At 74.4% G+C, this 16700-nt stretch carries 19 protein-coding genes; 14 read left to right on the forward strand and 5 right to left on the reverse strand.

The genetic code is table 11. From position 1 onward, the window contains the following. Nucleotides 1-12: 12 nt before the first annotated feature. From ACIO5D_RS14845 to ACIO5D_RS14870, 6 genes are all read left to right on the forward strand, one after another. Nucleotides 13-942: a dihydrodipicolinate synthase family protein gene (locus ACIO5D_RS14845; protein ID WP_400656651.1), complete on the forward strand. Its 930-nt coding sequence runs from the start codon at nt 13-15 to the stop codon at nt 940-942. 110 nt (nt 943-1052) lie between these two features. Beyond that, a complete protein-coding gene (locus ACIO5D_RS14850) occupies nt 1053-2081 on the forward strand; it encodes an aspartate-semialdehyde dehydrogenase (RefSeq protein WP_400761533.1) in 1029 nt (342 codons plus the stop codon). A gap of 253 nt (nt 2082-2334) precedes the next feature. Next, on the forward strand, nt 2335-3552 hold the full coding sequence (locus ACIO5D_RS14855) for an NYN domain-containing protein (protein ID WP_363607330.1): 1218 nt from the start codon (nt 2335-2337) through the stop codon (nt 3550-3552). A gap of 84 nt (nt 3553-3636) precedes the next feature. Continuing rightward, nucleotides 3637-4635, forward strand: coding sequence for an ABC transporter ATP-binding protein (locus tag ACIO5D_RS14860; RefSeq protein ID WP_363607331.1), 999 nt, complete (start codon nt 3637-3639; stop codon nt 4633-4635). A 55-nt stretch (nt 4636-4690) separates the two neighbouring features. After that, nucleotides 4691-5503, forward strand: coding sequence for an ABC transporter permease (locus ACIO5D_RS14865; RefSeq protein ID WP_363607332.1), 813 nt, complete (start codon nt 4691-4693; stop codon nt 5501-5503). Nucleotides 5504-5567: 64 nt separating this feature from the next. Beyond that, a complete protein-coding gene (locus ACIO5D_RS14870) occupies nt 5568-6458 on the forward strand; it encodes a hypothetical protein (RefSeq protein WP_363607333.1) in 891 nt (296 codons plus the stop codon). A gap of 16 nt (nt 6459-6474) precedes the next feature. On the opposite strand, the gene ybaK is transcribed toward ACIO5D_RS14870, so the two are convergent. The 3 genes from ybaK to ACIO5D_RS14885 all read right to left on the reverse strand — a co-directional run bounded on the left by ybaK (nt 6475) and on the right by ACIO5D_RS14885 (nt 9425). Continuing rightward, nucleotides 6475-6969 (reverse strand): Cys-tRNA(Pro) deacylase, encoded by a 495-nt coding sequence (gene ybaK, locus ACIO5D_RS14875; RefSeq protein WP_400656659.1) that lies wholly within the window; start codon nt 6967-6969, stop codon nt 6475-6477. An 82-nt stretch (nt 6970-7051) separates the two neighbouring features. After that, complete coding sequence (locus tag ACIO5D_RS14880; protein WP_400656734.1) at nt 7052-7789, reverse strand: LON peptidase substrate-binding domain-containing protein; 738 nt, start codon at nt 7787-7789, stop codon at nt 7052-7054. A gap of 55 nt (nt 7790-7844) precedes the next feature. Then, entirely contained in the window at nt 7845-9425 is a 1581-nt protein-coding gene (locus tag ACIO5D_RS14885; protein ID WP_363607336.1) for an oxidoreductase, read from the reverse strand. 91 nt (nt 9426-9516) lie between these two features. Here ACIO5D_RS14885 and hisD point away from each other — a divergent pair, with 91 nt between their 5' ends. The 8 genes from hisD to hisF are packed head-to-tail and all read left to right on the forward strand — an operon-like array spanning nt 9517 to nt 15284. After that, the gene (gene hisD / locus ACIO5D_RS14890) at nt 9517-10824 is read left to right on the forward strand and encodes a histidinol dehydrogenase (RefSeq protein ID WP_363607337.1); all 1308 of its coding nucleotides are present in this window, start codon (nt 9517-9519) and stop codon (nt 10822-10824) included. Next, on the forward strand, nt 10821-11918 hold the full coding sequence (locus ACIO5D_RS14895) for a histidinol-phosphate transaminase (protein ID WP_400795331.1): 1098 nt from the start codon (nt 10821-10823) through the stop codon (nt 11916-11918). The genes hisD and ACIO5D_RS14895 overlap by 4 nt, the downstream gene beginning before the upstream one ends. Nucleotides 11919-11925: 7 nt before the next feature. After that, entirely contained in the window at nt 11926-12519 is a 594-nt protein-coding gene (gene hisB / locus ACIO5D_RS14900; protein WP_400795334.1) for an imidazoleglycerol-phosphate dehydratase HisB, read from the forward strand. Further along, nucleotides 12516-12668, forward strand: coding sequence for a hypothetical protein (locus tag ACIO5D_RS14905; protein WP_363607340.1), 153 nt, complete (start codon nt 12516-12518; stop codon nt 12666-12668). The genes hisB and ACIO5D_RS14905 overlap by 4 nt, the downstream gene beginning before the upstream one ends. 37 nt (nt 12669-12705) lie before the next feature. After that, a complete protein-coding gene (gene hisH, locus ACIO5D_RS14910) occupies nt 12706-13341 on the forward strand; it encodes an imidazole glycerol phosphate synthase subunit HisH (RefSeq protein WP_363607341.1) in 636 nt (211 codons plus the stop codon). 22 nt (nt 13342-13363) lie between these two features. After that, nucleotides 13364-14089, forward strand: coding sequence for a bifunctional 1-(5-phosphoribosyl)-5-((5-phosphoribosylamino)methylideneamino)imidazole-4-carboxamide isomerase/phosphoribosylanthranilate isomerase PriA (gene priA, locus ACIO5D_RS14915; RefSeq protein WP_363607342.1), 726 nt, complete (start codon nt 13364-13366; stop codon nt 14087-14089). Beyond that, nucleotides 14086-14517 (forward strand): RidA family protein, encoded by a 432-nt coding sequence (locus ACIO5D_RS14920; RefSeq protein WP_363607343.1) that lies wholly within the window; start codon nt 14086-14088, stop codon nt 14515-14517. Before priA ends, ACIO5D_RS14920 begins: the two co-directional genes overlap by 4 nt. After that, nucleotides 14514-15284, forward strand: coding sequence for an imidazole glycerol phosphate synthase subunit HisF (gene hisF, locus ACIO5D_RS14925; RefSeq protein WP_363607344.1), 771 nt, complete (start codon nt 14514-14516; stop codon nt 15282-15284). The genes ACIO5D_RS14920 and hisF overlap by 4 nt, the downstream gene beginning before the upstream one ends. A gap of 68 nt (nt 15285-15352) precedes the next feature. Here hisF and ACIO5D_RS14930 read toward each other — a convergent pair whose 3' ends face one another. Further along, nucleotides 15353-15991, reverse strand: coding sequence for a TIGR03085 family metal-binding protein (locus ACIO5D_RS14930; RefSeq protein ID WP_400656669.1), 639 nt, complete (start codon nt 15989-15991; stop codon nt 15353-15355). Nucleotides 15992-16073: 82 nt separating this feature from the next. Continuing rightward, nucleotides 16074-16643: a hypothetical protein gene (locus ACIO5D_RS14935; protein WP_400656671.1), complete on the reverse strand. Its 570-nt coding sequence runs from the start codon at nt 16641-16643 to the stop codon at nt 16074-16076. Nucleotides 16644-16700: the final 57 nt, after the last annotated feature.

Below are 16700 nucleotides of genomic sequence, written 5' to 3' on the forward strand. Positions count from 1 at the left end.
CCTGGGGGATCGATGGATCGCAGGATCGTGGTCATGGAACTCAAGGGCATCCACGTCCCGCTGGTCACCCCGTTCGCCGAGGACGGTTCGGTGGCCCTGGACGCACTCGACCGCCTCGCCCGCTCGGTGCTCGACGACGGCGCGGCCGGCCTGGTCGCGCTCGGCACCACCGGCGAGCCCGCCGCGCTGAGCGCGCCGGAGCGGCAGGCGGTGGTCGAGGTCTGCGCGGCGGCCTGCGCCGAGCGCGGCGGGCAGCTGGTGGTCGGCGCCCACGGCGGCGACACCCGGAGCGTCGGGGAGGCACTGGCCGTCCTCGGCAAGCAGGTGCCGCAGGCCGCGGCGGCGCTGGTCACCGTCCCCGCCTTCCTGCGGCCCGGCGAGGCCGGGACGGTCGAGCACTTCCGCCGGCTCGCCGAGGTGAGCCCGCTGCCGCTGGTCGTCTACCACATCCCCTACCGCACCGGGCAGGCGCTCTCCGCCGCCGCGCTGCTCCGGCTCGCCGCCGTACCGGGCGTGGTGGGCGTCAAGTACGCGACCGGCGGGCTCGACCAGGACGCCGTGGAGCTGCTCGCCGCCGCACCGGCCGGCTTCGCGGTGCTGACCGGGGAGGACGCCTTCCTCTCGCCGATGCTGGCGCTCGGCGCGGCCGGCGGCATCCTGGCCTCCGCCCAGCTGGCCACCGCCCGGTTCGCCGAACTGGCCGCCGCCTGGGAGGACGGGGACGTGCCGCGGGCCCGGGCGCTGGGCCACCGGCTCGCCGCGCTGGCGGGCGCCGTCTTCGCCGCGCCCAACCCGGCCGTGGTCAAGGGGGTGCTGCACGCCCAGGGGCGGATCCCCACCCCGGACGTGCGGCTGCCGCTGCTGCCGGCCGGCGCGGCGGAGGTCGCGGCGGCGCTGGACCTCGTTACTGGTCCGGAGTTCGCCAGTGGTCTGGACCACTAGGGCTGGTCCGCCCTCTCACACCGTGGAATGACAGGTCGCCCCACCCCCGTGACAAGGCATGATGGGCAGAGTGCGGCTGTGAACAGCGACATCAAAGAGGAGTAGTCGGAATGAAGATCGGCATTGTCGGTGCCACCGGCCAGGTCGGCGGCGTCGTCCGCGAGATCCTTGCGGAGCGCAACTTCCCGGTGGAGCAGCTGCGGCTGTTCGCCTCGGCCCGTTCGGCCGGGCGCACCCTGCCCTGGCAGGGCACCGAGGTCACCGTCGAGGACGCGGCCACGGCCGACTACACCGGCCTGGACATCGTGATCTTCTCGGCCGGGGGCTCCACCTCCAAGGCCCTCGCCCCCAAGGCCGCCGCGGCCGGTGCGGTCGTGATCGACAACTCCTCCGCCTGGCGCCGCGACCCCGAGGTCCCGCTGGTCGTCTCCGAGGTCAACCCCGAGGCGATCGCCGACCGCCCCAAGGGCATCATCGCCAACCCGAACTGCACCACCATGGCCGCGATGCCGGTGCTGCGCCCGCTGCACGAGGAGGCCGGCCTCGCCGCCCTGGTCGTCTCCACCTACCAGGCCGTCTCCGGCAGCGGCGTGGCCGGTGTGGCCGAGCTCCAGGAGCAGGCCGCCAAGGTCGTGGACGGCGCCGCCGCGCTGGCCCACGACGGCTCGGCCGTCGAGTTCCCCGCGCCCAAGGTGTACGCCCGGCCGATCGCCTTCAACGTGCTGCCGCTGGCCGGCTCCGTCGTCGACGACGGCTCCAACGAGACCGACGAGGAGCAGAAGCTCCGCAACGAGAGCCGCAAGATCCTCGGCATCCCGGAGCTCAAGGTCGCCGGCACCTGCGTGCGCGTCCCGGTCTTCTCCGGCCACTCGCTGCAGATCAACGCCCGCTTCGAGCGCCCGATCGGCGTCGAGCGCGCGGTCGAGCTGCTGGCCGCCGCCCCCGGCGTCGAGCTGAGCGACATCCCCACCCCGCTCCAGGCCGCCGGCCAGGACCCGAGCTACGTCGGCCGCATCCGGGTGGACGAGACGGTGGAGCACGGGCTGTCGCTGTTCGTCTCCAACGACAACCTGCGCAAGGGTGCCGCGCTCAACGCCGTCCAGCTGGCCGAGCTGGTCGCCGCCGAGCTGCGGGGCTGACGCCCCCGTAACCCCTGGCGGGCCCCGTCGTTGGACGGGGCCCGCTTTGCGTTTCGTTGGGACGCCTGTTGCGGGACCGCGACATCCGCCGAGGTTCGGCGCGCGAACCAGGGGTAAAGGTGACCCAACGATCGGGCGGCTGCGGGCACCCCCCTCACCCCCGCCGCCGCCGCGGCGCCGGGCCGGTCGTGCCCACCCCGTACCGCCGATCCCCCGGCGGCCTGACCCGAGGGCGAGCGAAAAGAGGTGCGCGATGGATCGCTGTGTCGTCCTGGTGGATGCCGGATACCTGCTGGGCGCCGCCGCCAGCCTCCTCGCCGGGGACGCGTCCCGCTCCCGGGTGACGGTCGACCACACCGCGCTGATCACCGCACTGCGTGAGCGGGCCGAGGCCGAGACCGGCCTGCCGCTGCTGCGGATCTACTGGTTCGACGCCGCCCCCGACCGCCGCCCGATGCCCGAGCACCGCCGGCTCAGGGTGCTGCCCAGGGTGACCGTCCGGCTCGGCGCCCTCACCCGCGCCGAGGGCCGCTGGGTGCAGAAGGGCGTGGACGCCGCCATGCACGCCGAACTCTCCGAACTCGCCCGCAACCGGGCCTGCGCCGACGTCGTGCTGATCACCGGCGACGGCGACCTGCTGCCGGGCATGATGTCCGCCAAGGAGCACGGCGTGGTCGTCCACCTGTGGGCGCTCCAGGCCGCCGACGGGGACTTCAACCAGTCCGAGGACCTGGTCGGCGAGGCCGACGAACGCCGGGTGCTGGACCGCGAGTGGATCGAGGGCTCGTTCAGCCCGCGCGAGAGCGCGGCCGTCTTCCCCGCCCCGGGGCCGCGCCACGAGATCGCCAAGATCCTCGCCGCCCCGCCCGCGGCCGCCCCGGTGCCCGGCGTGCGGCCCGCCGCCCTGCCCGAGCCCGCCGTCGCGGCCGTCCCCGCGGCGAACGGGCACGCGCAGCCGGCCGCCACCGCCCTCAAGGTCGTCCCGACCCCCAAGGACCTCGCCGGGCGGGCGGCCCCCGCCCAGACCGCGACCCTGGCGAGCCAGACCGGCCCGGTGCTGCGCTGGTCCTCCGACCGGGGCTGGGTCGAGCGGCCCACCGCCGAACCCGCCGTCACCGCGGGCGACGGCCTGCCCACCCTCGCCCAGCTCACCACCTCCGAACAGCGCTGGGCCGACCGCGAGGAGGACATCACCTCCGTCGGCGGCGACGCCCACGAGGTCGGCCAGGTCTTCGCCCGCCGCTGGACCGAGCGGCTCGGCGACGTCGAACGGCTCACCGTGCTCTGGCCCGACTATCCGCGCATCCCGCACCGGGTGGACGGCGAACTGCTGCGCTACGCCGCCCGTTTCGGCCTGCTCGCGCACAAGGACGACCAGATCGACGAGCACGACCGGTACGCGATCCGGGCCGGCTTCTGGAAGGAACTGGCTGCCCGCGTCCCCGGCGGCGACCTGGTCGCGGACGACTAGGGACGGCTAGGGACGGCCGCCCCGCCTCCGGTGATCAGGACCCGTCGTCGGGTTCGGGCGCTCCACCGCGTAGAGTCTTCGCTCGTGAGTGAGACGGCCAGGCGGGCACCCCGGGAGACCTCGCCGTGCTGTGCCGTACGGGACCTGGTCAAGACGTACCGCGCCGGGCGCGGCGGCGCCGCCACCGAGGTCCGGGCCAATGACGGCGTCGGCCTGACCGTCCGGCGGGGCGAGATCTTCGGGCTGCTGGGGCCCAACGGGGCCGGCAAGTCCACCCTGGTCCGCCAGCTCACCGGGCTGCTGCGCCCGGACTCGGGCTCGATCGAACTCCTCGGCCACGACGTGGTCCGCCACCCCGAGCGGGCCGCCCGGCTGCTCGGCTACCTGGGTCAGGAGTCCACCGCGCTGGACGAGCTGACCGTCGCGCTCGCCGCCGAGACCACCGGCCGGCTGCGCGGGCTCAGCCGGGCGCACGCCCGCGCCGAGACCGCCGAGGTGCTCACCGAGCTCGCCCTCGAACCGCTCGCCCACCGGCCGCTGGCCAAGCTGTCCGGCGGGCAGCGCCGGCTCGCCTGCTTCGCCGCCACGCTGGTGGGGGAGCGGCCGCTGCTCGTGCTGGACGAGCCGACCACCGGCATGGACCCGGTCGCCCGCCGCTCCGTCTGGAGCGCCGTCGACCGGCGCCGGGCCGAGCGCGGCACGACGGTGCTGCTGGTCACCCACAACGTGATCGAGGCGGAGACCGTCCTGGACCGGGTCGCGGTGATGGACGAGGGCCGGGTCATCGCCTGCGACACCCCGGGCGGGCTCAAGGCACTCGTCGACGGCGACGTCCGGCTGGACCTGGTCTGGCGGACGGAGGCCCCGCTGGACGTGCCCGCCGTCGCGGCCCTCGCCGAGCGGGCCGAGCGCACCGGCCGCCGCTGGACCGTGCGCACCAGCCCCGAGCAGGCCCGCGAACTGGTCGCGGCCGTCACCACCGGCCCCGCCTTCGCCGCCCTGGACGACTTCACCCTGGCCACCCCGAGCCTTGAGGACGCCTACCTCAAGCTGGGCGGCCGCCACGGAGGGCTGGCCAAGTGATGCTGCGAGAGAGCCGCCGGTGCGCCACCGGCGGCGTGTGGGGAGATGGCCGCCGATGACGCTGCTCTCGGTGCCGCCGCAGGCCGCCGCCGTCGCCGACGGCGGGCCCGCCCCGCTGGCGCCCGCCGCCCGGCTGCTGCCCGCGCTGGCCGCCGTCTACCGGGCGCAGCTGGCCCGGGCCAAGGTGGCGCGGATCCCGCTGCTGTTCGTGGCCACCTTCCAGTCGCTCGGCATCCTGGTGATGATGCGCGGCGTCGTGGACCCGGGGCAGACCTCGGCCGCGCGCTCGGTGGTGGCCGGTTCCAGCGTGCTGGTGGTGGCGTTCGTCGCGCTCAACCTGCTCGCCCAGTACTTCGGCCGGCTGCGGGCCACCGGCGGCCTCGACCACTACGCGACGCTGCCCGTCCCGGCCGCCTCGGTGGTGCTCGGGGCGGCCGCCGCGTACGCCTCGTTCACGCTGCCCGGCACGCTGGTGACGGCCGCCGCCGGGGCCTGGATGTTCGGGCTCCCGGTGACCCACCTGTGGGTGCTGCTCGCCGTGGTGCCGCTCTCCGGCGCGGCGCTGTCCGGGCTCGGCGCGGCCTGCGGGCTGCTCGCGCCCCGGCAGGAGATCGCCACCATGCTGGGCCAGCTCGGCATGTCGGCGGCGCTGCTGCTGGGCGTGCTCCCGGTGGACCACCTGCCGCAGCCGGTGCTCTGGCTGCGCGACCTGCTGCCGTCCACGTACGGCGTCGAGGCGTTCGCCCGTACGTTCACGGCCGATCCGGACTGGGCGCTGGTCGCGGGCGACCTGGCGGTCTGCGCCGGCGTGGGCGTGGTGTCGCTGGCCGTCGCCACCTGGGCGTACCGGCGGGCCACCACCCGGTAGCGGAACGATCCTGCGGTACGGGTGCCGGGGCCGTTCGGGCGGCGATCGTGAAACGATGGGCCCCGTGACCGTACCGAACACACCTCCGGATCCCTCGCGGGCCGCCGCGGACGCGACCGCCGGAACCGCCGCGGACGCACCCGTCGACCGGGCCCCGGCCGCCGCGGCGAACCCGTACGGGGCGCCGCCCGCGTACGGGCCGCCGCCGGGCCTGGAGTTCGCGCCCGTCCGCAAGGCCGACCCGCGGGCGTCGCTGCGGCGGCTGCTGCCCGAGCTCCAGGTCGGGGCGATCATGGTGCTGGTCTGTCTGCTGCTGGGCCTGGCGATGGCCGGGCTCTGGGTCTGGCTGGCGCCGAAGGTGCCGCTGGTGGTGGACGGCAACCGGATCCTCTACGGGGACCCGGAGGGCGAGCAGCGGGCCGGGGCCGACAGCGTCTTCGTGCTGATCGGGCTGGGCCTGGGCATCCTGACCGCGCTCGGGGCGTTCCTGGTGACCCGGCGGCGCGGCGGCGGCATCGCGGTCGCGGTCGGGCTGACGGTCGGCGGCCTGCTGGCCTCGCTGGGCGCCTGGGGGCTGGGCCGCTGGCTCGGCCCCAGCCGTGACCTGGTCGCGCAGGCCCGGAAGGTCGGCGACGGCGGGCACTTCAGCGCCGACCTGGACCTCGGGGCGTACGGCGCCGTGCTGGTCTGGCCGATGGCCGCGATGGTGGTGCTGCTGGCCCTGTCGGCCGCATTCGGCAAGCGCGAGGAGGACCCGCCGCCGTACTGGGCCGGGCCGTACGGACTGCCCGCGGCCACGGACGGGGCACCCGGAGCGGGTGGCCCGCCCGCGGTGGCCGGCGGTGCGCCGGTGGACCAGCCGCACCCGGTGGACCGGCCCGGCGGCGTGGAGCAGCCCCTCCACGGGGCGCAGGCGCACCCCGTGGAGCAGCCGTTCGACGGGCGGAAGCCCTGAGCAGCCCTGAGCAGCCCTAGCGGCCGATCGGGGCGGTCCGGGCGCCGGTGAGGGTGATCAGGTCGGCGGGGGCGAGTTCGACCTCCAGGCCGCGCCGGCCGGCCGAGACGTACACCGTGGGGTGGGCCAGGGCGCTGTCGTCCACGACGGTGCGCAGCGGGCGGCGCTGGCCGAGCGGCGAGATGCCGCCCAGGACGTAGCCGCTGCTGCGCTCGGCGGCGGCCGGGTCGGCCATCGCGGCCCGCTTGCCGCCGACGGCGGCGGCGAGGGCCTTGAGGTCCAGCTGGCCGGCCACCGGGACGACGCCCACCGTGAGGACGCCGTCCACGTCGGCGACCAGGGTCTTGAACACCCGGTCGGCCGGGACGCCCAGCACCTCGGCGGCCTCGCCGCCGTAGGAGGCGGCGGCCGGGTCGTGCTCGTACGCGTGCACGGTGAACGCCACGGCGGCGTTCTCCAGGGCCACGGTGGCGGGCGTGCCCTGGCCGCCCTTCTTCGGCTTCTTGGCCATACCGGTTCTCCAGGGGTGGGCGGGCCGCGACGGGCCCGCCGGGTCGGTCGGGTGCTCGGGTCGGGTTGGTCGTTCGGGCCGGTCAGTTGGGGCTGAAGGACTGGCGGGTGAGATCCACCGCCGGCAGCGACGGGAGCCAGCTGAGCACCGCCGTCTCGCGGCGCAGCAGCTCCAGTTCGGAGCGCAGCCGCTGCGCGGTGTCCGGGCAGGCCAGCAGCTGCTGCTTGACCGGGGTCTCGAACACGGTGGCCGCGGCCACCAGGTAGGAGAGCACCTGCGGGTCGGCCGGCAGCTCCTGCCGGCCGACGGTGCTGGCCTCGTTGGCCCCGGCGAGCCGCTTCTGGTACGTCCGGAAGGCCCGCTCGACGCCCGCGGCCAGGGCCCCCGCCCCCTCGCCGGACTGCTCCTCGACCGTTTCGGTCTCGCCCGTCAGGTAGGGGCCGCCGGTGTCCACCGAGCGCAGCCGGAACCGGGTGGTGCCGGTGACCAGCAGCTCGTACTGCCCGTCCGGCTGCTCCTGCGCCGAGGCGAGGTCGGCCACGCAGCCGATGTGGTACAGCGCCTCCAGCGGGTCGCCGGTGGCGGTGCCCAGGCCGTCCAGCGGCCCGGCCGGGCCGTCGTCGGCGCGGACCGGCGCGACCTCACGGCCGTCCTTGATGGCGAGCACGCCGAACCGGCGCGGCTGGTCCTCGGGGAGGGCGAGCAGGTCGGCGACCAGACGGCGGTAGCGCTCCTCGAAGACGTTGAGGGGCATCACCAGGCCCGGGTAGAGCACGGTGTTCAGCGGGAAGAGCGGCAGCCGTTCTGTCACGGCGGACAGCGTAGTTCCCCGGAGCGGGCGAGTGCTCCCGGGTTCTCCACCGGCGCATCCGGGGTCATCCGCGCTGGAGCATCCGGGTGGCGCCGGCGGCGACCGTGGTGGCGAGCACCCAGCCGACGATCACCAGACCGGAGGAGACCCACTGGGCGGTGCCGCCGGGGTTCCAGCCCTGCTGGCCGAGGTCGACGACCGGGAGCAGCTGGCCGAGCGCGTAGAGGACCGGGTTCCAGTGCGGGCGCTCGTCGGCCTTCAGCGGTTCGAGCCGGTGGGTGGCGAAGTAGAGGCTGCCCAGCGCCCAGGCGAGCAGCAGCCAGAGCGCGGCCCGCCCGGGGCGGAAGCCGTAGCCGACGGTGACGTCCTGGATCCGGCCCCAGACCCGGGCGGGCAGCGGCAGGCTCTGCCGGCGGCGGCGCTGCTTGGCGTAGAGCACCTCGCGGGCGTCGTCGTCGGCGCCGTCCCGGCGCAGGGCGGTGGCCAGCTGCTCGTACGACTCGGGCTGGAACTCCACCGAGGAGCCCTCCAGCCAGGCGATCCGCTGCTGGACGGTGAACGGGACGGCCGGGCGCAGGCACTCGTAGGTGAAGCCGGTCAGACCGAGGCTGCGGCCGTGCGGCCAGGAGCCGGGGGCGTCGACCAGGTTGCCGATCCGGGCGCGGGAGAGCGAGACGGCGCCCTCGTTCGGGAAGCGGCAGGTGAAGCGCAGTTCGGGGGTCTGGATGCGGCGCAGTGTGACCTCGTCGTCCGGGCCGAGGTGGAACTCGGCGTCGGAGAGCAGACAGGCGTTCTCGAACCGGCCGTCGGAGAGCCGGACCTGGCCGAAGGCGCGGAACGGGGTGCTGGGCGAGCCGGGTGGCGGGAGTTCGCCGTAGCCGGAGCCGTAGTAGGACTGCGAGCCGTACCAGCCGCCGTCCGCCGAGCCGCTGAGGTACAGGGTGTGGCCGACGGTTATTCGGACCGCGTTGAGGGCGTTGCGGTTCTCCGGGACGGCGTGCAGCTGGGCGCCGCGCAGGGAGAGCCGGCCGCCGATCCGCGCGGTGCGCAGGCTGATCTCGCCGCGGGACTCCAGCCGGTCGGCCTCGAAGTCCTGGTGGACCGCCATGCCGTCGGCGGACAGCGCCCGGCCGAACCGGTCACCGCCCAGGACGGCCTGGTTGAGCAGCAGGTCGGTGCCGATCCGGGCGTCGGTGAGCCGCAGGCCCTGCGGGAGCCGGCAGCGGGCGAGGTGCAGATCGCCCGAGGTGACGAGGCGGGAGGCCTCCAGCCGCGGGATCAGGCACCGGACCAGGCGCAGGGTGGCGGCGTCGGCCTCGGAGATCAGCACCTTCCGCTCGAAGCGGCAGTCGCGCAGTTCGACGTACTGCCGGATGGTGCCGCCGGCCAGGTTCAGCGGGCCGGTGATCCGGACGCCGGTGAGCCGGAGCGAGGCGACCCGGCCCGGGGCGGGGGCGGGGCCGTCCAGCAGCAGGTGGGCCAGGACCTCGGCGCGTACGCTGCGCCCGGGCCCCCAGACGGCGGTGCCGAAGGGGGCGTCCAGCTCGGCGTCGCCGGTGCTCAGGTCGTACACCTCGCCCTGCCGGAACGCCTCCCAGAGGCCCTGTTCGACCGGACTCCAGCCGTCCGGTGCCGGTTCTGCCATGGTCCCCCCGCTTCCCCCGGTCGTCTCGCCTTTCGTATCACGGACTGAAATGCGGGGCCGGTGGTTCCGGCCACTCCTTACACTGGGTGGCGTGATCTCTCGAATCGACCTGCGCGGCTCGCTCGACGACCCGCGTGACCTGCTGCCCCGTGCCGAGTTCGACGTGGCGGCCGCCCTGGAGAAGGTGCGGCCGATCGCCGAGGACGTGAGCCATCGTGGGGTCGCGGCGCTGATCGAGATCACCGAGCGGTTCGACGGTGTGCGGCTGGAGTCCACCCGGGTGCCGGCCGAGCAGATCGCCGAGGCCCTGGAGACGCTGGACCCGAAGGTGCGCGCCGCGCTGGAGGAGTCGATCCGCCGCGCCCGCCTGGTCCACGCCGACCAGCGCCGCGCCGGGCACACCACCCAGGTCGTGCCGGGCGGTACCGTCACCCAGCGCTGGGTGCCGGTGGACCGGGTCGGCCTGTACGTGCCGGGCGGCCTCGCCGTCTACCCGTCGTCCGTGGTGATGAACGTGGTGCCCGCGCAGGAGGCCGGCGTCACCGGCATCGCGGTGACCTCGCCGCCGCAGAAGGCGTTCGGCGGCCGGGTGCACCCGACCATCCTGGCGGCCTGCGCGCTGCTGGGCGTCACCGAGGTGTACGCGGTCGGCGGGGCCCAGGCGGTCGCCATGTTCGCCCTCGGCACCGAGGAGTGCGAGCGGGTCAACCTGGTCACCGGCCCGGGCAACATCTACGTGGCCGCCGCCAAGCGCTACTTCGCCGGCCGGATCGGCATCGACTCGGAGGCCGGGCCGACCGAGATCGCCGTCCTCGCGGACGACAGCGCCGACCCGGCGGAGGTCGCCGCCGACCTGATCAGCCAGGCCGAGCACGGCCCGACCTCGGGCTCGGTGCTGGTCACCGACTCGCCCGCGCTGGCCGAGGCCGTCGAGGCCGAGCTGAAGACGCAGGTCGCCCGGACCAGGCACAGCGAGCGGGTGGCCGAGGCGCTGGGCGGCCGGCAGTCCGGCATCATCCTGGTCGACGACCTCGACCAGGGCCTCGCGGTGGTCAACGCCTACGCCGCCGAACACCTGGAGATCCAGACCCGCGACGCCCACGCGGTCGCCGCCCGGGTCCGCAACGCCGGCGCGATCTTCATCGGCCGGTACACCCCGGTCTCGCTCGGCGACTACGCGGCCGGCTCCAACCACGTGCTGCCGACCGGCGGTTGCGCCTGCCACTCCTCGGGGCTGTCCGTGCAGACCTTCCTGCGCGGCGTCCAGGTCGTCGAGTACGACCGCGAGGCCCTGGCCGGCATCGCCGCGCACGTGGTCAACCTCTCCGAGGCCGAGGACCTGCCGGGTCACGGCGACGCGATCAAGGCCCGCTTCGAGTGGACGGTTCCCGGTTCATGAGGATTGACGATCTCCCCATCCGTGACGAGCTGCGCGGGCAGTCCCCGTACGGTGCGCCGCAGCTCGACGTGCCCGTCCAGCTGAACACCAACGAGAACCCGTACCAGCTGCCCGAGGAGCTGGTGGCCCGGATCGCCGAGCGCGTCGCCGAGGCCGCCCGCCACCTCAACCGCTACCCCGACCGGGACGCGGTCGAGCTGCGCGAGGGCCTGGCCGGCTACCTGACCCGGACCACCGGGTTCGCCCGCACCCGCGAGCAGGTCTGGGCGGCCAACGGCTCCAACGAGGTGCTGCAGCAGCTGCTCCAGACCTTCGGCGGGCCCGGCCGCAGCGCGCTCGGCTTCGAGCCCTCCTACTCGATGCACGCCCTGATCTCCCGGGGCACCGGCACCGAGTGGATCTCCGGCCCGCGCAACGAGGACTTCACCATCGACCTGGCGGCCGCCGAGAAGGCCATCGCCGAGCACCGGCCGAACGTGGTCTTCATCTGCTCGCCGAACAACCCGACCGGCACCGCCGTCGCCGCCGCCGCCGTGCTGCGGCTGTACGGGGCCGCGCAGGCCGCCGGGCCCAGCCTGGTGGTCGTGGACGAGGCGTACGTCGAGTTCTCGCACCGCGCCTCGCTGCTGCCGCTGCTGGAGGGCCGCCCCAACCTGGTGGTCAGCCGCACCATGTCCAAGGCCTTCGGCGCGGCCGGGCTGCGTCTGGGCTACCTGGCGGCCGACGCCGCCGTGGTGGACGCCGTGCAGCTGGTCCGGCTGCCGTACCACCTGTCGGCCGTCACCCAGGCCACCGCGCTGGCCTGCCTGGAGCACACCGACACCCTGCTCGGGTACGTCGGCCGGCTCAAGGACGAACGCGACCGGCTGGTGGACGCGCTGCGCGGCCTCGGGCTGGACGTCACCGACTCGGACGCCAACTTTGTCCAGTTCGGCCGCTTCGCCGACACCCACGCCGTCTGGCAGGCCATCCTCGACCAGGGCGTCCTGGTCCGGGACAACGGCGTCCCCGGGTGGCTGCGGGTGACCGCCGGCACCCCCGCCGAGAACGACGCCTTCCTGGACGCCGTCCGCACCGTGATCAAGGAGCTGTAGATCCGCCATGTCCCGTATCGGACGCGTTGAGCGCACCACCAAGGAGACCTCGGTCCTCGTCGAGATCGATCTCGACGGCACCGGCAAGACCGACATCTCCACGGGCGTCGGGTTCTACGACCACATGCTCGACCAGCTCGGCCGCCACGGCCTCTTCGACCTCACCGTGAAGACCGACGGCGACCTGCACATCGACACCCACCACACCATCGAGGACACCGCCCTCGCCCTGGGCGCCGCCTTCAAGCAGGCGCTCGGCGACAAGGTCGGCATCTACCGCTTCGGCAACTGCACCGTCCCGCTGGACGAGTCGCTCGCCCAGGTCACCGTGGACCTCTCCGGCCGCCCCTACCTGGTGCACACCGAGCCGGAGCGGATCGCGCCGATGATCGGCAGCTACGACACCACGATGACCCGGCACATCCTGGAGTCCTTCGTGGCCCAGGCGCAGATCGCCCTGCACGTCCACGTGCCGTACGGGCGCAACGCGCACCACATCGTGGAGTGCCAGTTCAAGGCGCTGGCCCGGGCCCTGCGCTACGCCTCCGAGCGCGACCCGCGCGCGGCCGGCATCCTCCCGTCGACCAAGGGTGCGCTGTGAGCAAGGCCGCGATCGTCCTCATCTTCGTCGGGCTCTTCCTGGCCGGCGGCGTGATCTCGTTCTGGAAGCAGAAGATCCCGAAGGGCGTCATCGCGGTGCTCGCCATAGGCTCGGTGCTCTGCCTGGCCTCCGGCGTCATGCGCATCTGAACCCGTCGAGAGACCCCACAGACATGGACACCTGAACATGGGCAAGAACGTCGTCGTACTCGACTACGGGTCGGGCAACCTCCGCTCCGCCCAGCGCGCCGTCGAGCGCACCGGGGCGAACGTCACCGTCACCTCCGACTTCCAGGCCGCGCTGGACGCGGACGGCCTGCTGGTGCCCGGCGTCGGCGCCTTCGAGGCCTGCATGCGCGGGCTGAAGGCCGTCCGCGGCGAGCAGATCATCGGCCGCCGGCTCGCCGGGGGCCGCCCGGTGCTGGGCATCTGCGTCGGGATGCAGATCCTGTTCGAGCGCGGGGTCGAGCACGGGGTGGAGACGGCCGGCTGCGACGAGTGGCCGGGCACCGTCGAGCCGCTGGACGCCCCGGTCGTCCCGCACATGGGCTGGAACACGGTCCAGGCCCCGGAGGGCAGCCGGCTCTTCGCCGGCCTCGACCCCGACACCCGCTTCTACTTCGTGCACTCCTACGGGGTGCGCCACTGGGAGCTGGAGGTCCACAGCGCGCGGATGCACGCCCCGCTCGTCACCTGGGCCACCCACGGGCAGCCGTTCGTCGCGGCCGTCGAGAACGGCCCGCTCTGGGCCACCCAGTTCCACCCCGAGAAGTCCGGCGACGCCGGCGCCGCCCTGCTGACCAACTGGGTCAACACCCTCTGACTAGCTGAGAGTTGCCAACACGATGAGCCGCCTCGAACTCCTCCCCGCCGTCGACGTCCGGGACGGCCGGGCCGTCCGCCTGGTCAAGGGCGCGTCCGGTACCGAGACCTCCTTCGGCGAGCCCCTCGCCGCCGCCCTCGCCTGGCAGAGTGCCGGCGCCGAGTGGCTGCACCTGGTCGACCTCGACGCCGCCTTCGGCACCGGCAGCAACCGTGACCTGCTCCGCGAGGTCACCGGCGCGCTGGACATCAAGGTCGAGCTGTCCGGCGGTATCCGTGACGACGAGTCGCTGGCCGCCGCCCTCGCCACCGGCTGCACCCGGGTCAACCTCGGCACCGCCGCCCTGGAGAGCCCCGAGTGGGTCGCCAAGGTCATCGCCGAGCACGGGGACAAGATCGCCGTCGGTCTGGACGTGGTCGGCACCACCCTGCGCGGCCGCGGCTGGACCCGCGACGGCGGCCAGCTCTTCGACGTGCTGGCCCGCCTCGACGCCGAGGGCTGCGCCCGCTACGTCGTCACCGACGTCAACCGGGACGGCACCCTGACCGGCCCCAACCTCCAGCTGCTGCGCGACGTCTGCGCCGCCACCGACCGCCCGGTCGTCGCCTCCGGCGGTGTTTCTTCGCTCGACGACCTGCGGGCCATCGCCACGCTCGTCGGCGAGGGTGTCGAAGGCGCGATCGTGGGCAAGGCACTCTACGAGCAGAAGTTCACCCTCGAAGAGGCCCTGGAGGCGGTTTCAGGATGACGGAACGTCGGATCGTGCGCGGTCGGGTCGCCGGATGTTCCCCCTGGGAGGAGCAGTTCGGCTACTCGCGGGCGGTCGCCGCCGGGGACCACGTGCACGTGGCCGGCTCCACGGCCTGGGTGGACGGGAAGATCGAGCACGAGGGCGACCCGTACCACCAGACCCTCGCCGCCTTCGGCGTCGGCCTCAAGGCCCTGGCCGCGTACGGTCTGACGGCGGACGACGTGGTCCGCACCCGGATGTACATCACCCACGTCCGCGACGCCGACGAGGTGGGCCGTGCCCACCACGCGCTCTTCGACGTCGCGCGCCCGGCGGCCACCATGGTGGTGGTCGAGGGCCTGATCGACTCCCGGATGATGGTCGAGGTCGAACTCGACGCCTACCGTGCCGGGCTCGCTAGCACTCTGGAAGGCAAACAGCCGTGACCCTCGCAGTACGTGTCATCCCCTGCCTGGACGTCGATGCCGGCCGGGTGGTCAAGGGCGTCAACTTCCAGAACCTGCGGGACGCCGGCGACCCGGTGGAGATGGCCAAGCTCTATGACGCCGAGGGCGCCGACGAGCTGACCTTCCTCGACATCACCGCCTCCTCCGGGGACCGCGAGACCACCTACGACGTCGTCCGCCGCACCGCCGAGCAGGTCTTCATCCCGCTCACCGTCGGCGGCGGCGTCCGGGCCGTCGAGGACGTCGACAAGCTGCTGCGGGCCGGCGCCGACAAGGTCGGCGTCAACACCGCGGCGATCGCCCGCCCGGAGCTGATCCGGGAGATCGCCCGGCGCTTCGGCCGCCAGGTGCTGGTGCTCTCGGTGGACGCCCGGCGCTGCCCGGAGGGCACCGAGACGGCCTCCGGCTTCGAGGTCACCACCCACGGCGGGCGCCAGGGCACCGGCCTGGACGCCGTCGAATGGGCGGGCCGCGCGGCCGAGTTGGGGGCCGGTGAGATCCTGCTCAACTCGATGGACGCGGACGGCACCAAGGACGGCTACGACCTGGAGCTGATCCGGGCCGTCCGCAAGACCGTCTCCATCCCGGTGATCGCCTCCGGCGGCGCCGGGAAGCTCGCCGACTTCGCCCCCGCCGTGGCGGCCGGCGCGGACGCGGTGCTCGCCGCCAGCGTCTTCCACTTCGGCGATCTGCGGATCGGCGAGGTCAAGAACGCGCTGCGGGAGGCCGGGCACCCCGTCCGCTGACCGCGTCCACCGACCGCGGCAGGGCCCGCCCCCGGTGTGGGAGGCGGGCCCCGTAGGACGGCGCCGCCCTACGGCAGCGGCAGCACGTGACGCAGCGCGGTGACGGCGTCCGGCGGGCCGTCCACGGCCAGCTCGGCGCGGGCGCCGCGGCCGTAGACGAAGAGCACCAGCTCGCCCGGCTCGCCGGTGATCCGCACGGTCGGCGACCCGGCGGGGCCGACCGTCAGGCTCTGCCCGTCCGGGCGGCGCAGCTCCAGCCGGACGGGGGAGCGGCGGCCCGCCTCCAGCCGGGCGAGCAGCGGCAGCCGGCGCCAGAGCGCCTCGGCCCGCCCGGGCGGCACCGGCTGCGGCGGCCACTCCTCGCCCGCCCGGCGGACGTCCTCGGCGTGCACGAAGTACTCGACGGTGTTGGCGGCCTCGTCGGCGCCGGGCAGCGCGAACGGGGAGAGCAGCGGCGGGCCGGCCCGGAACAGCCGCAGCAGCTCCTCGTACGGGCGCTCGGCGTAGCCGGCCTGCACCCGGTGGGTCCAGTCGGCGAGGGCGCCGACGCGGATGCCGGCCGCCGCGTCCGGCCGGTGCTCCCGGACCACCAGGTGGGCGGCGAGGTCCCGGGTGGACCACCCGGCGCAGAGGGTGGGGGCGTCCGGCCCGGCGGCGGCCAGGAGTTCGGTCAGCCGGTGGCGCTCGGCGAGGGCATGGTTCGACATGCCGCTCAGCCTAGGGCGTGCCTGACGGCTCCCGCCGCGCGCGCGAATCGTCGGACACGCCCCGGGTTTCTCCCACGGGCCGTCAGCGCAGGTGGCCGCTGAGTTTGGTGGAGCCCTGACGGTTGCTCGCCGTCATGGTGCAGGTGTAGTCCCGCCAGCCCTGCTGGTAGTAGGTCATGGACGGGCCGAACGGGTAGCCGTAGTACGGTCCGCCGCCGCCCTGGCGGGCCTCGGCGGCGGCCAGCGTCTCCTTGCAGCCCTCCCGCATCGCCTTGGCGAGCTGGTTGTCGCCGGTCAGGCCGTCCGGCAGCAGCTGGTCGGCGATCACCTCGCCGTCGTGCTCGCCCTCGCAGGGCCGCGGTTCGGGCTTGGTGATCGTCTTGCTCAGCTGCGGGTGGTCGAAGCAGGAGCCGACCGGGAGGAAGGTGTACGGCACCACCCGGCTGGGCGTCGGGCTCGGCGTGGGGGTGGGGGTCGGCGTCGGGGTCGCGGTGGGGGAGGGCGGGGGTGGCAGCGCGGCCGGCTTCTTCTCGGGCCAGAGCAGCACGGTGGCCACCACCGCGAGCAGCACGGCCAGCACGGCCACGACGGCGAGGACCAGGCCCCGCGACGGGCGGGTGGCGGCGGGTTCGGGCGGCGGCTCGGAGGTCATGGCCACGAGAATGACCCACGCCGGGGCTTTCCGGCAGGCGGTTGGCACAACTCGTAC

It is taken from the genome of Kitasatospora sp. NPDC087315, assembly GCF_044744345.1.
Lineage (GTDB): Bacteria > Actinomycetota > Actinomycetes > Streptomycetales > Streptomycetaceae > Kitasatospora.